Annotated in this window: 11 protein-coding genes; 6 read left to right on the top strand and 5 right to left on the bottom strand. The window is 40.7% G+C overall.

Annotated features, from left to right (window positions below; genetic code table 11):
* The first annotated feature begins 112 nt into the window (after window positions 1-112).
* The 3 genes from BFG52_RS13830 to BFG52_RS13840 all read left to right on the top strand — a co-directional run bounded on the left by BFG52_RS13830 (window position 113) and on the right by BFG52_RS13840 (window position 4,663).
* A complete protein-coding gene (locus tag BFG52_RS13830; RefSeq protein ID WP_067557471.1) occupies window positions 113-1,246 on the top strand; it encodes a GDSL-type esterase/lipase family protein in 1,134 nt (377 codons plus the stop codon).
* A gap of 216 nt (window positions 1,247-1,462) precedes the next feature.
* Window positions 1,463-2,989 (top strand): fumarate hydratase, encoded by a 1,527-nt coding sequence (locus BFG52_RS13835; RefSeq protein WP_067557474.1) that lies wholly within the window; start codon window positions 1,463-1,465, stop codon window positions 2,987-2,989.
* Between the two features lie 816 nt (window positions 2,990-3,805).
* On the top strand, window positions 3,806-4,663 hold the full coding sequence (locus tag BFG52_RS13840; protein ID WP_067557477.1) for a LysR family transcriptional regulator: 858 nt from the start codon (window positions 3,806-3,808) through the stop codon (window positions 4,661-4,663).
* 143 nt (window positions 4,664-4,806) lie between these two features.
* Here the strand turns inward: BFG52_RS13840 and BFG52_RS13845 are convergent, their stop codons facing one another.
* On the bottom strand, window positions 4,807-5,475 hold the full coding sequence (locus BFG52_RS13845; protein ID WP_067557480.1) for an HAD family hydrolase: 669 nt from the start codon (window positions 5,473-5,475) through the stop codon (window positions 4,807-4,809).
* Window positions 5,476-5,659: 184 nt separating this feature from the next.
* Between BFG52_RS13845 and BFG52_RS13850 the strand changes: the two genes are divergently transcribed.
* Both BFG52_RS13850 and ptsP read left to right on the top strand, forming a co-directional pair.
* Window positions 5,660-6,154: an RNA pyrophosphohydrolase gene (locus BFG52_RS13850; protein WP_067557482.1), complete on the top strand. Its 495-nt coding sequence runs from the start codon at window positions 5,660-5,662 to the stop codon at window positions 6,152-6,154.
* A gap of 104 nt (window positions 6,155-6,258) precedes the next feature.
* Window positions 6,259-8,553 (top strand): phosphoenolpyruvate--protein phosphotransferase, encoded by a 2,295-nt coding sequence (gene ptsP, locus BFG52_RS13855; protein WP_067557485.1) that lies wholly within the window; start codon window positions 6,259-6,261, stop codon window positions 8,551-8,553.
* 53 nt (window positions 8,554-8,606) lie between these two features.
* On the opposite strand, the gene BFG52_RS17540 is transcribed toward ptsP, so the two are convergent.
* On the bottom strand, window positions 8,607-8,783 hold the full coding sequence (locus BFG52_RS17540) for a DUF7230 family protein (RefSeq protein WP_456049096.1): 177 nt from the start codon (window positions 8,781-8,783) through the stop codon (window positions 8,607-8,609).
* Window positions 8,784-9,172: 389 nt separating this feature from the next.
* Here BFG52_RS17540 and BFG52_RS13860 point away from each other — a divergent pair, with 389 nt between their 5' ends.
* Window positions 9,173-10,693, top strand: a complete 1,521-nt coding sequence (locus BFG52_RS13860; protein WP_067557488.1) for a catalase — start codon at window positions 9,173-9,175, stop codon at window positions 10,691-10,693.
* Window positions 10,694-10,811: 118 nt separating this feature from the next.
* On the opposite strand, the gene BFG52_RS13865 is transcribed toward BFG52_RS13860, so the two are convergent.
* The 3 genes from BFG52_RS13865 to BFG52_RS13875 all read right to left on the bottom strand — a co-directional run bounded on the left by BFG52_RS13865 (window position 10,812) and on the right by BFG52_RS13875 (window position 14,152).
* Window positions 10,812-11,807, bottom strand: coding sequence for an MBL fold metallo-hydrolase (locus BFG52_RS13865; protein WP_228703847.1), 996 nt, complete (start codon window positions 11,805-11,807; stop codon window positions 10,812-10,814).
* Between the two features lie 692 nt (window positions 11,808-12,499).
* Window positions 12,500-13,165, bottom strand: a complete 666-nt coding sequence (locus BFG52_RS13870; RefSeq protein ID WP_067557495.1) for an HAD-IA family hydrolase — start codon at window positions 13,163-13,165, stop codon at window positions 12,500-12,502.
* Window positions 13,166-13,219: 54 nt separating this feature from the next.
* Window positions 13,220-14,152, bottom strand: a complete 933-nt coding sequence (locus BFG52_RS13875) for an RluA family pseudouridine synthase (protein ID WP_067557498.1) — start codon at window positions 14,150-14,152, stop codon at window positions 13,220-13,222.
* Window positions 14,153-14,530: the final 378 nt, after the last annotated feature.

A 14,530-nucleotide genomic window follows, 5' to 3' on the forward strand; every position in this document is an offset into this window, starting at 1 on the left:
AATTAGACATTATCTTGCATTACAGATTGTCTTGTCATACATAATTCATTTATAGATTATGCTTGCAACACATATAATGTGATTTAGATTTGAAAAAGCTTTAGGAATCATAATGAAAAAATTTACTGCCGTCGTCTCGATGTCATTTTTAGGTTTTATCTGTAGCACATTGAGCCATGCCGCCAGCTTAAGTAATTTCAATGACCCCAATAGTCAAAATCTTGTTCAAGCCATCTACAATAAATCACTGCATATCGTGCAACTCGGCGACTCACATACAGCAGCAGATGTCATGACCGACGCATTACGTGTCGACTTACAAGCCCATTTAGGCAATGGTGGAATGGGCTGGGGTATGCCGATGTATTTTACTGGGCATCGTTTGGCACGTTATGGTTATGACAACAGTGGTTGGTCGCCTATTTCAAGCCGTACCCAATCTAATGAAAATTATAGTTTAGGTGGTTTACTCGCCATTCCTAAGTATGCGGGTGCCTCGCTCACCATTAAGGCCAAACAAAGTGAAGTCTCGCAACGGATTAAAGTCAGTATTCGCCAAGGTGCTGGTGATGAAGCGTTATTAGGTCATGATGCGCAAGGACGTCGTTTTCAAATCGAAGCCCCGATCAAAAATGGGCAATGGCAAATGGTCGAATTCGTCGCGCAACTGCCCTTTACCTTTGTTGCTCAACAATCTTCTCAAACAGCACTTGCGGGTTGGTGGGCACAAAATGAAAATGGTCAAGGAGCTATCGTGTCAGCACTGGGTATTAATGGTGCACAACTCTCGTACTGGGACCGTTGGAGCCAACAGGGCATTCGTAATGATCTTGCCAATATCGCACCAGATTTAGTCATTCTCGCCTATGGTACCAATGAGGCTTATAACAATAATGTCGATATAGAACAGGAAAGATCCAATCTCATTCGACAGATTCATTCCATTCGTCAAGCCAGCCCAAGAAGCGCCATTTTAGTGGTATCTGCACCTGAAAGTTTAAAAAACACCGCAGGCAGTTGTGGTACGCGACCAGCAAAATTAACCGCCTTTCAAAATATGCAGTATCAAGTTGCACAACAACAAAAAACACTCTATTGGGATTGGCAAGATGCTATGGGCGGTAGCTGTTCTATGAAATCATGGATCAATCAAGGTCGGGCACGCGGTGATGGTGTACACTTTACCAGCTTAGGTTATCAAGAACTTGGTCAGCAAATGGCACAGGATTTATTAGCCTTACCTTAAGTCTGTTTAAACAAATTACATAGAATCTCATTATTTTCCTGAAGCGCCTAGATGCGCTTCATTTTTTATCAATCAATTCAGCGCCATCTTCTTAAAGCAATTTCAAAATATCTCTTGATAAATACGCCCAAAAATCAGGCAAATCCACCACAGTAGATGCTTTATCCCGTATAATTTAGCCTGCTAGCTAACAGCCCGCTCAAGAGATTTTTTGATATGACAACGATTATCAAGCAAGATGACTTGATCACCTCGGTCAAGGATGCATTGCAATTTATTTCCTATTACCATCCACAAGATTTCATCCAAGCCATGAGTCGCGCCTATGACCGCGAACAAAACAAAGCAGCCAAGGATGCAATCGCTCAAATCCTCATTAACTCAAAGATGTGTGCCGAAGGACATCGTCCAATTTGCCAAGACACAGGTATCGTCAACGTCTTTGTTGAAGTCGGTTTAGAGGTAAAATTTGACCTCACAATGAGCCTAGATGACGCTATCAATGAAGGCGTGCGTCAAGGTTATCTTGAGCACAGCAACGTACTGCGTGCTTCGGTATTGGCAGATCCTGCCTTTGGTCGTAAAAATACCAAAGACAATACTCCTGCGGTTATTCATTACAAATTAGTGCCTGGTAATAAAGTCGATATTACCGTTGCAGCCAAAGGCGGCGGCTCTGAAAATAAATCGAAGTTGGTGATGTTAAACCCGTCTGACTCTATTGTGGATTGGGTACTAAAAACAGTTCCAACCATGGGTGCAGGTTGGTGCCCACCTGGCATGCTCGGGATTGGTATTGGCGGTACTGCAGAAAAAGCCATGATGCTCGCCAAAGAAGCACTCATGGAAGAAATTGACATGCACGAGTTACTACAACGTGGTCCGCAAAACAACATTGAAGAACTACGTATTGAAATCTTTGAGAAAGTTAATGCTCTTGGTATTGGTGCACAAGGCTTAGGCGGTCTAACAACTGTTCTAGATATTAAAATTAAAGATTATCCATGCCATGCCGCTGGTAAACCCGTCGGTATGATTCCAAACTGTGCTGCAACACGTCATGCGCATTTCCAACTAGATGGACAAGGACCTGCACACATTCAAGCACCAAAACTTGAGGACTATCCGCAAGTGACTTGGGATGCATCGCAATCTAAACGCGTTAATGTTGACACCATCACTCAAGAAGAAATGAATGCTTGGCAACCTGGCGATACATTATTGCTCAGCGGCACAATTTATACTGGTCGTGACGCTGCGCATAAACGGATGGTCGATATGCTTGCCAAGGGTGAAGAGCTTCCTGTAGACCTCAAAGGAAAATTTATTTATTACGTTGGACCAGTTGACCCAGTTGGTGACGAAGTCGTTGGTCCTGCTGGTCCAACGACTGCAACGCGTATGGATAAGTTCACGCGCACTATTTTAGAAGAAACAGGTTTATTTGGCATGATTGGTAAAGCAGACCGTGGTCCTACGGCTGTTGAAGCAATCAAAGACAATAAAGCAACCTATTTAATGGCTGTCGGTGGCGCTGCTTATTTGGTATCTAAAGCCATTCGTGAAGCTGAAGTCGTCGCATTCCCAGATCTAGGGATGGAAGCTATTTATAAATTCGTAGTGGAAGACATGCCAGTATCTGTGGCTGTCGATGTCAATGGCACATCCATTCATGCGGTTGCACCAAAAATCTGGCAAGCAAAAATTGGTAAAATTCCAGTACAAGATGCTTTAGCTGGTTAAATCATGCTGTAATATTGCCAAACAGCCAAAGGCGGTCTTTTATCCTATAAAGATCGCCTTTTTTATTGCTACTGTCCCAAAGATTTCGCATCATTACTCGCAGTTTAATCTACTTAGAGACAGTGTAATTATGCTGCAATGCCATGACCTGCATTCAAAAATGAACGCTAAAAACTAAATACTGGAGAAATAAAGTTAATCAAACAGCGCCCAACTTAATTTTTATAATTTTTTGAAATTTCATTGCCTTATTAATAAAATAACGTATATTATAATACCAAGTAAAACAGTAGGTATTTAATTTTAAAGCAATATTTATTAAAAAAACTCCCTCACACCATATTCCTTTAGCTTCATTATTTCTATTAAATGTATAAATAATTATAATACATATACTTTTTAATGTTATTTTAAGTTTAAAACAATGCCATATTTAAAACAAAAGAATACATACAAGAATAATATTTTTTTTATTTTGCTGTCATAAAATAATTTTTGTCGATATATTAAATTTAACTACAAGCACCCACTCCCCCACTTACAGCACAAAAAATAGTCACCAAGCTATGAGCAACCTAGACTACAAGCTAAAATATTATTTTTTTCTCCACACATCCATAGACAAAACTGTTTAATTTTACTTATACATAAACTTATAATGAATTACATTATTCACAACCAACAGTGATTTAGTTTGCATAAAAACCATCAAATATCCGCTTAAATCAATTCAATAAATTAAATCTTATTTGCTAAATCGATCTTTTTTTTAATAATGAGGCATTACATAATATTTTATTATGATTTGGAATATATATGAACCTTGCAGCATTTGAAGCATTTATGAGAGTAATGGAAACAGGGTCAATCTCTATGGCCGCTGAGTTACTATTTATCACACAGCCAGCTGTGACTAAACGTATTGATACTTTAGAAGAATATTTCGGCGTCAAATTATTTGAATCTGCCGGTCGTGGTATTCAAGCCACACCTGCTGCACATACTTTACTGCCAAGAATAACGCAGTGGATGCATGAATTAAATGACATTCACTACACACTCAGCCATGAGCAGGACCAAGTCCGTGGTCGACTAAAAATTGGTACCAGCCACCATATTGGTTTACATCATCTGCCACCTTATCTCAAAGACTACGTGCAAAAATTCACTGATGTAAATCTCAATGTGCTGTTTGTTGATTCTGAACAAGCACATGAGCAAGTACTCTCCGGTGATTTAGAATTAGCTTTTTTAACATTGCCCCCCAATGGTGATGCTCGGCTCAAATATCAAAGTATCTGGAATGATCCCTTAGTCTTTGTTGCAGCCCCTTTCCATCCACTGGCAGCAAAAAACAATTTATCATTAAAAGATCTGATTGATTATCCAAGTATTCTTCCAGCCTTACAAACCTATACCAGTCAAATCACGCTGGCAGAATTTGAAAAACAAGGTCTCAAGCCACGTATGAATATGTTAAATAACTCACTCGAAGCGATTCGTATGTTGGCATCGATTGGTACAGGTTGGTCTGTTCTGCCTAAAACCATGCTGAATGCGGACTTGATTCAACTTGATGTTGATGTACAAATGCAACGCCAACTCGGCATTGTCTGGCATCCAAACAGAACCCAATCAAAAGCGCTAGAAGCATTAATCGAAATGGTTCAATGAAGTTGGTAGCAACAATCACAATAACTTAAAATAACAAAGCAATAATAAAGTTGATTGTTATTACTTATCCCCAATTAACAAAAATCAAGACCCTGATTTACAGTAGGTTTTACCAGAAAGCCAAGCAAAGTCTATAAAGTGCATTAACATTCAGAAGATCCACCAATAGACCAATCGACAATCGGCCACTGTCGTTGCTGCGCGAGTGCAGCCAAAGCTGTGTCTGGGCTAACGACAATGGCATGGTCTACATATTCTAATAGAAACTGGTCATTGATAGAGTCAGAATAAGCCCATGATTCTTCGATGTGGCGATCGGCTAACCACTGTTCGAGACGTGTAATTTTACCCGCTTGATAGCAAGGAACACCTGCAACTTGCCCAGTATATTGACCATTTTTAATTTCCGCGCGTGTGGCAATCACTTCTGTAATACCAAATGCTGCAAAAATCGGTGCCGTAATAAAATCAGAAGTTGCAGTAATACCAACCAGTTCATGCCCTGCTGCACGGTGTTCCGCAATGGCAACAAATGCTTGTGGACGCATTTGTGGTTTGATCACCTGTTGCATGAATTTTTGATGTAACTGTATTAGATCAGCCATATCATTTTGAGTTAAAAACTCAAATACAAATTGATTATAAGCAATTGGATCTAAACAACCTGCTTTATAATCATTATAAAACTGATCATTGATTTGACGATGCCGTGTCTCATCTACTAATCCCTCATGAATCAAAAACTCTCCCCAAGAATGATCAGAATCAGTATTGAGTAATGTGTGGTCAAGATCAAACAGTGCCAATTTCATGAAATTTCTCGTAAAAACTGAATATTAAGAAAAAAAATGTAAATCTATCTCCGCTAGTCGATAGAAATTAGTTAAGATCATAGCAATTTTAAAACATTATTACTTTGAACTTTTCGTGTTGGTCAGCAATTTGCAACGCTCCCCGAAAACAAAGTCAAATATACGATGAATTTTAGGTAGCCAAATGATCGATTCAGAAGGTTTCCGACCCAATGTCGGGATCATTTTGGCAAATGATGATGGTCAAGTTTTATGGGCAAAACGCATTGGACACAATGCATGGCAATTTCCTCAAGGCGGCATTCATGTGGGGGAAACTCCAGAGCAAGCTCTTTATCGAGAACTGCACGAAGAGGTCGGCTTATTGCAGGAACATGTCCAAATTATTGCGCAAACAGAAGGTTGGTTGCATTATCGTTTGCCACAACGATATATCAGGTCTGACTCAGACCCTGTATGTATTGGACAGAAACAAAAGTGGTTTTTATTAAAACTAACAGCTTCAACTCAATTTATTCAGTTGAATCTATCTGATCCGCCAGAGTTTGATCAATGGCAATGGGTCAGCTATTGGTATCCTCTCGGTCAAGTCGTCAATTTTAAACGTGATGTTTACCGTAGAGCCATGATGGAACTGTGTCGGCAATTACCGACACAAACAATTGAAAATTCATCATAAATATGAATGATTTTTAATGGTAGCCCTGTTATAAATAGCTGTTACGATAATGGTCTAACAGCGACAGCAGTATAACTGCGACACCATTTTAAGGAGCAGACTTCATGTCAAACATGCAACTGGACACCTTGCGACGTATTGTGCAGGAAATCAATGCGTCCGTCAGTTTGCATGAGTCTTTAGATATCATGGTCAATCAGGTTTCTGAGGCCATGCAAGTGGATGTCTGCTCAATTTATCTATTTGATGAACGTAATCAACGTTATGTCTTAATGGCGACCAAGGGGCTCAAAGCAGAAGCCGTCGGCAATGTCTCACTTCCTCTAGGTGAAGGCTTAGTCGGCTTAGTCGGGCAGCGTGAGGAGATTGTCAATTTACACAATGCTCCTCAGCACGAACGCTTTGCTTACTTTCCAGAAACCGGTGAAGAACTTTATAACTCTTTTCTCGGCGTTCCAGTGATGTATCGCCGTAAAGTTATGGGCGTTATGGTGGTACAAAACCAGCATTCCCAAGATTTTAGTGAAGCAGCAGAATCCTTTTTGGTGACGCTCTGTGCACAACTTTCAGGTGTAATTGCACATGCTCAAGCTGTGGGTAATATTGATGTTTTTCGAAAACCCAATAATGCATCGGCTTATAAAACCTTTCAAGGTGCAGCCGGTGCAGGTGGTATTGCCTTGGGGCGTGCCATTATTCTCTATCCACCAGCCGATTTAACCGCTGTTCCAGACCGCGAAGCAGATGACATTAGTGAAGAATTAACATTATTAGATCAAGCGATTATTTCAGTTCGTCATGAAATACAAGCACTTGATGACAAAATGCAAGACTCACTGATGGCTGATGAACGCACCTTGTTTAGTGTGTTCCTCCGAATGCTAGATGAAAATGCATTACCGTCAGAGATTAAAGAAATTATTCGTGAAGGCAATTGGGCGCAAGGTGCAGTAAAGCGTGTCATTGATCGTCATGTCACCCTGTTTGCCCAAATGGAAGATGACTATTTACGTGAACGTGTTGCGGACCTCAAAGACCTCGGACGCCGCATTTTGGCCGCATTACAACGCTCAGACCCAAGCCATAAAGAATTAAGCTCAGACAGTATTTTAATCGGCGAAGAAATTAGTACCGCAGCCTTGGTCGAATTACCCGTCTCTAAAATTGCAGCCATCGTCACCAGTGAGGGGGCAGCAAACTCTCATATGGTCATCGTTGCACGCGCACTCGGCATCCCAACCGTTGTTGGAGTAACCGAGTTGCCTATCAATACCCTTGATGATGTCGAATTGATTGTTGATGCTTATCAAGGACGTGTCTTTGTTAATCCGCCACGTCGACTCAGACAACGTTATAAAGAAATCCAAAAAGAAGAAGAGCAAATCGCCAAAGATCTAAAACAATATGAAAGCCGCGACGCCATTACGCCAGATGGTGTTGCGGTTAGATTATTTGTCAATACTGGTTTAATGATCGATGTGGTTCGTGGTGTACAACGTGGTGCCAAAGGTGTTGGGCTCTATCGTTCTGAAATTCCATTTATGCTACGTGAGCGCTTTCCTGGCGAAGAGGAACAACGTGCCATCTATAGACAGCAACTCAGCCACTTTGCCAATAAACCTGTGGTCATGCGAACCCTAGATATTGGTGCAGATAAAGACCTTCCCTATTTTGAAATAGAAGAAGAAAACTCTGCATTAGGCTGGCGCGGAATTCGCTTTACTTTAGATCATCCTGAGATTTTTTCTGCACAAATACGCGCCATGCTAAAAGCAAGTATTGGGTTGAATAATTTGCATATTTTGTTACCGATGGTCACCAGTGTAAGTGAAGTAGAAGAAGCACTCTATTTATTAGAGCGTGACTGGATTGCAGTACAAGAAGAAGAAGAAGTCAAAATCACCAAACCCAAAATAGGGATTATGGTTGAAGTTCCAAGTGTGTTATTGCAAATCGAAGAATTTTCCGAGCTGGTCGATTTCTTTTCGGTAGGCTCCAATGACCTGATTCAATATTTACTGGCGGTCGATCGTAATAACCCACGGGTATCGAGTGTTTATTCGCATTTTCATCCCTCTATTTTGCGGGTATTACAGCGCTTGGTTAAACAATGCCATGACTACGACAAACCCATTAGTATTTGTGGGGAAATGGCAGGCGATCCATTGTCAGCTGTGTTGCTCATGGCGATGGGCTTCAATACACTTTCCATGAGTTCAAGTAATATTTTACGTGTACGTAAAACGATTTGTCATATTTCAATGCAAGACGCGCAGCAATTATTAGATCAGGTCTTAAAGCTAAATAACCCCCTCATGATCAAAAGTTGGATGGAATATTATTTTAAGACACATGGATTAGCAGATATGGTCAAGTCTTCACGCTTGATTAATGTTTAACAAAACACAATAGGTCAAAAATTATTTTAGCTCTGGTCATTCACAATACAAAATTAGCAGCATAAAAAAAGGCGATCCTCCTGTTGGTATCGCCCTTTTTTATGCTTTTCATAGCCCCGTTTTAGGTTTTTCTTACGGTCTATAAAAGTTTGACTTCGATTGACTTCGTGCATATGTTTTGCTACGAAATTATGAATCACCGGTTCTATTGCTGGTTTAGACTTCTTCATCTATAGCCTCTATTGAGATTGCATGTATTGAGTATTAACCTCATCGATAAAAAAGAAATTTAAATAATTCCTGTTTATCGACTTCCAACCACCACAGCATGTTGGTTTTTGCAACCGCCATTGTAATCTCTCTGTTTAAAAAAGCAACGTGATCAAAAATGCATTATCAGCCGCTTTAATCGAAAAAATGAATTAACTATAACTTTTTAATCTGTTTGAAGTCTAACAGTGCTTCATATAACGTTAATTGTGCAATTTATCATTCATCGATATGAACGATAATCGTCACGGAAGGCTCTACTTTCTATATGCCAAGACCGGCAAGAAAAAGCCCGATAAATCCATAGATTTACTTTTTAAAAATAGTGTGAATATTTTGGAGAAATACAATGAGTAACCCCCCTAAAAAATGTCCAGTCACCCACCTTACCACTGATTTTGGTGCCCCTGTGGTCGATAACCAAAATAGTTTAACGGCAGGCGCACGCGGCCCTCTACTTGCCCAAGACTTATGGTTGAATGAAAAATTAGCAAATTTTGTACGTGAAGTAATTCCTGAGCGTCGTATGCATGCCAAAGGATCTGGTGCTTTTGGTACGTTTACTGTTACACATGATATTCGCCAATATACCAGCGCCAAAATCTTCAGTGAAGTGGGTAAAAAAACTGAAATGTTTGCACGTTTTACCACTGTTGCCGGGGAGCGTGGTGCAGCTGATGCCGAACGCGATATTCGTGGTTTTGCACTAAAATTTTATACAGAAGAAGGCAACTGGGATATGGTGGGAAACAATACCCCTGTATTCTTTTTACGTGACCCGCGAAAATTTCCAGACTTAAATAAAGCTGTTAAACGCGATCCGCGTACCAATATGCGCAGCGCCACCAATAACTGGGATTTCTGGACTTTATTACCTGAAGCACTACATCAAGTCACCATTGTCATGTCGGATCGTGGTATTCCCAAAAGCTTCCGCCACATGCATGGCTTTGGTAGCCATACCTATAGTTTTATCAATGCTCAACAACAACGTTTTTGGGTGAAATTTCATTTTAGAACACAACAAGGCATCGCTAATCTAACCGATGCTGAAGCGGCGGCTGTGATTGCCAATGACCGTGAAAGTAATCAACGTGACTTATATGATGCAATCGAAAAAGGCGACTATCCCAAATGGACCATGTACATTCAAGTCATGCCAGAAACCGATGCAGAAAAAGTACCTTACCATCCTTTTGATCTAACCAAAGTTTGGCCACATGGCGATTATCCACTGATTGAGGTCGGTGAATTTGAGCTTAACCGTAACCCTGAAAACTTTTTCTTAGATGTTGAACAATCTGCTTTTGCACCAAGCAATCTTGTACCAGGTATCAGTGCATCACCCGATAAAATGCTACAAGCACGTTTATTTAACTATGCCGATGCGCAGCGTTATCGTTTAGGTCCGAACTATCAACAAATACCTGTCAATGCGGCACGTTGCCCTGTACACTCCAACCATCGTGATGGTCAAGGTCGTATCGATGATAACTATGGTGGCTTACCACATTATGAACCGAATAGCTTCCAACAATGGCAGGAACAACCTCAATATCGTGAACCACCACTAAAAATTACTGGTGATGCTGACTATTGGGATTATCGTGAAGATGATAGTGATTATTTCAGTCAGCCCAGAGCTTTATTTCAATTGATGCAACCCGCACAACAGCAAGCTTTATTTGACAATACTGCCGCAGCAATGGGTGATGCACCAGACTTTATCAAATATCGTCATATACGTAACTGCTATTTCTGCGACCCCGCCTATGGCGAAGGCGTGGCTCAAGCACTAGGGATGAGCGTTGCCGATGCACAAGCTGCACGCGCGACTGATCCAGCCTTGGGACTGCCTAGCCTATTATAAATCCGCAACCGCATCGCCATAAAAATGGTGCTGCACAACAAAACGCCACCCTGTAACTTCGGCTACAAGGTGGCGTTTTTTCATGTTTAGGCGTGTTGAGTGCAAGCTCAGCCAAACGCTATACAATCATTTTACGACCTTCTTGAATACAATAAAACGGACCCATCAGCTTCGATGAGTTTTTCAAGACTTGTTGAAGATCAAATTCAGGTTGATCACGTAACTCATCTGTCAGTTGATAACTACGATAATGAATTGCAAGAGAGCGCTTAGCTTGTAAATCCAAATGGGCTTGAAATGCATCTTGTGGATTCATATGCATATAGCGTAGTAATTCGCGCGGCGCATAAGCACCGATCGGCAATAAAGCCAAACGAGGGGCACCAAGCCTGCGATGCAAATCTTTAAAATGATCTGCGTAGCCGGTATCGCCAGCAAAATAACAATAATCTTGGTCTGTTTGAATACAGAATGCTCCCCATAAGGCAGCATTTTCATCTCGCATGCCCCGACCAGAACCATGCTGAGCAGGCGTATAAATAATTTTTAAATCTTTAAAAATCGCAGATTGCCACCAATCCATTTCCATGACTTTAAAATGTTTTGGTAAATAATAGCCATTGCCAAGCCCTGTATAAATCGGCATTTCAAAGCGCTGATGCAACCAATTTAAAGTAGCAAGGTCCATATGGTCATAGTGATTATGGCTCAATAAGACTGCATGTATTTCTGGTAGCTGTTCTAAAGCCAAACCAGCTGGAATCGCTCGTTTGGGTCCAAGACCTTGTTTAGGGCTGACATAATCAGCCCAAACAGGATCGGTTAAAATATTATAGCGACCAATTTGTAATAACACGGTGGCATGTCCAACAAACCAAACCTGCCAATCGTCTAAATTGGCATGTGGTCGATTTTGAGGCAAAGACTGCATTCGGCTATAGCGTTCAGTTAATGCCTGTTGATAATCCACCTGCCAAGTATTGGATTTACGCAGCAGAACCCATTTAAGCAATTTGGCTTTTGCAGTAGGTGCCCATGGCGATTGCGTGATATTGATAAAATGTCGACCATTATGATGCTGAAGATCTGTAGCTGAATACTTTGGGGATGCCATTAAATGCCCTAAGCAGGATTCAGTTGGTAGGCGATAGTGCAAGGCATCGACCGAGTTGTGCTGTTGTAAATCGATTGTATTCGGCGCTGCTGTTAGCAACTGTTCCAATTCCACCTTTTTTGACATGATTCGTCCAATCACCCTTACTTGATCAACAGATTAGATCTATACCTAAAATTTCAATTGTCTTGATGTCCACTATGGCATGACATCACAACATCAGTTGCTTGATCTAAAATGCTAAAAGTATTTTATTTCAAATATATAAATTTAAAGATATCCAGAGTATGCAATACATTAAAAGCGATTGACTTGGCTGAATCCTTCAAACAGCACAGTCACTGACTATTTTATTGCTTATCGATCCTTCAGCTAAGCGTAATCAATCATAGGAATCAATACTTTAACTATAATTTAGCGATTTTGTATTACATCGTAACTTTTTATTTTTGCATGACTGCTCACTGGGCAACTTAAGCTTTTTTTACACTATTAGCGATTACAACACTATATTAGCCATTGCACCATTGAGCCACACACACATCCAAATAACTTCAGCATCCAAATAACTTCAGCATCCAAACAACTTTAGCACCCCAATAACCAATACCGCGGCACAAACGTTCGCTATTATGAACTGTCACCAACCATTATAAAAAAATAAAATATTAAAATACGCTCATCATTGCACGCTAACACAAAGCATGAATACGACTCAATAAAGTCTGGTGTAATTGGGCAATACTATCGACGATTGCCAAAGGCTGATACTGCGCTAGGGTGGCAACATCATGTACACCATAGCTCACGCCAATCCGTGGCATAGAAATATTTCTTGCCATTTCAAGATCATAGCTAGTATCTCCAACCAAAATAGCTTGCTGAGCATGACATCCCGTCTCGGCTAGAATTTCTTGGAGCATTAATGGGTCTGGCTTAGATTTGGTTTCACTGGCAGCACGTGTCACCGCAAAAAGATCTTGGCTTTGCGTATGGGCTAAAACACGGTCTAAACCACGACGGCTTTTACCTGTTGCCACGGCCAATAACACCCCGCGTTGATCGAGATCTTGTAATAACTCAGCAACACCATCAAACCACTGATCTTGTTGTGAATGCTGGGGATAATGTGCAGCATAGCTATTGAGTAAATCCTGATGAAGCTCAGGAACTTGTGGAAATAAACGCTGCATAACTTCTGGTAAGCCAAGACCAATTATGCTTTTAGCATCATCTGGATGTAAAGGTTGCTGATATTGTGCTGCAACAAACAAAAGACTGGCTACAATTTGATCGACCGAATTAAACAATGTGCCATCCCAATCAAAAATAACCAGTTTTACTGCTGTATCCACCATATTTATACTCAAAGTCCAAGATTCATAGCAACAGACATCATAGGCGATCAGACATTAATGAGCCAGTTGCAATTGCTGCAATAACTGCTGCATATCTTCAGGCATTGCAGCTTCGATTACGGGATAACCAGGAATTTCCAAGCGCATAGCATGTAAACATAAGCGTTTCGGCGCTGGTCCTTGGTAATTAAACTGATGACCATACTTATCATCCCCCAATAGCGGATGACCAATACTCAGCCCATGCACACGAATTTGATGAGTACGTCCAGATAGAGGAGAAGCATGCACCAAACTAGCGTGTTTGAAACGTTGCACAACGCGCCATTGCGTTTGACTTGGCTTACCATCTTTCGATACCCGCACACGGCGTTCGCCATTGGCAAGTTCGTAGCGTAATAAAGGTGCATCAATCAATTGCTGATCCAAACTGACCTGCCCTTTTACAATGGCAGCATAAGTCTTGGAAATATTGTGAGAACGTAGCAGATCTTGCAACGTTTTCAAGGTACTACGTTTTTTACTAATCATCACCAAACCCGAAGTATCTCGGTCAATCCGATGAATCAATTCAAGATATTTTTTACCAGTCGCAGCTCTTAAGGCTTCGATCAAACCATAGTTAACACCACTACCGCCATGCACGGCAATCCCTGATGGTTTATTGACGACCAATAGCCCTTCATCTTCATAAACAATACGTTGCAATAAACTATTGGCGAATTGATCGGATAGCACAATAGCGTCTGCTTGTTTTTGCTCATAGCGTATCGGTGCCACACGAATTTGATCGGCAAGTTGTAGTTTCGTTTCAGCTTTGATGCGTTTTTTATTGACACGCACTTGCCCTTCACGAATCAAGCGATAAATACGACTTTTCGGTACACCTTTGAGTCGACTAAATAAAAAATTGTCTATTCGTTGTCCAACTTGATGTTCATCAACGTCAAACCAAGTGACACTTTGCCACTGCTGTGAGGAATTCATAGAGTTACTCAGTGCATAAAAAGAATTTGATTAAAACTTGAACATTTAGATCATGTTTTTCACAAGAATATTTCGTTTAACCCATAGGCAGAACTATTTTGGTTTGCTATAGTCAACCCACGGATACCGCCGTAATAGAGTTAGGCTTTAGTCATTTCATATCCTGAAATCTAAAACTAAAACACTGACTCGCTGCAAACTCGGAAAGGTCCCCAAAGAATACGCCGACGCCGAAGGCTTATTATATCGGTAAAAACACAAACTGTTAGGTTTAATTGTGCTTTTGTACATAAATCGACATGTTGAAAAAATGATGATGCCAACTGCTATGTTGGTTTTTAAATGTAAACTGATACACATCAGAAGTGATTGCTGTTG

The organism is Acinetobacter larvae, assembly GCF_001704115.1.
In the GTDB taxonomy this organism is placed as follows: Bacteria; Pseudomonadota; Gammaproteobacteria; order Pseudomonadales; family Moraxellaceae; genus Acinetobacter; species Acinetobacter larvae.

Coding starts and splice junctions, on each gene's coding strand:
- BFG52_RS13830 (WP_067557471.1), top strand. CDS start 113: ATGAAAAAATTTACTGCCGTCGTCTCGATGTCATTTTTAGGTTTTATC.
- BFG52_RS13835 (WP_067557474.1), top strand. CDS start 1,463: ATGACAACGATTATCAAGCAAGATGACTTGATCACCTCGGTCAAGGAT.
- BFG52_RS13840 (WP_067557477.1), top strand. CDS start 3,806: ATGAACCTTGCAGCATTTGAAGCATTTATGAGAGTAATGGAAACAGGG.
- BFG52_RS13845 (WP_067557480.1), bottom strand. CDS start 5,475: ATGAAATTGGCACTGTTTGATCTTGACCACACATTACTCAATACTGAT.
- BFG52_RS13850 (WP_067557482.1), top strand. CDS start 5,660: ATGATCGATTCAGAAGGTTTCCGACCCAATGTCGGGATCATTTTGGCA.
- ptsP (WP_067557485.1), top strand. CDS start 6,259: ATGTCAAACATGCAACTGGACACCTTGCGACGTATTGTGCAGGAAATC.
- BFG52_RS17540 (WP_456049096.1), bottom strand. CDS start 8,783: ATGAAGAAGTCTAAACCAGCAATAGAACCGGTGATTCATAATTTCGTA.
- BFG52_RS13860 (WP_067557488.1), top strand. CDS start 9,173: ATGAGTAACCCCCCTAAAAAATGTCCAGTCACCCACCTTACCACTGAT.
- BFG52_RS13865 (WP_228703847.1), bottom strand. CDS start 11,807: ATGGCATCCCCAAAGTATTCAGCTACAGATCTTCAGCATCATAATGGT.
- BFG52_RS13870 (WP_067557495.1), bottom strand. CDS start 13,165: ATGGTGGATACAGCAGTAAAACTGGTTATTTTTGATTGGGATGGCACA.
- BFG52_RS13875 (WP_067557498.1), bottom strand. CDS start 14,152: ATGAATTCCTCACAGCAGTGGCAAAGTGTCACTTGGTTTGACGTTGAT.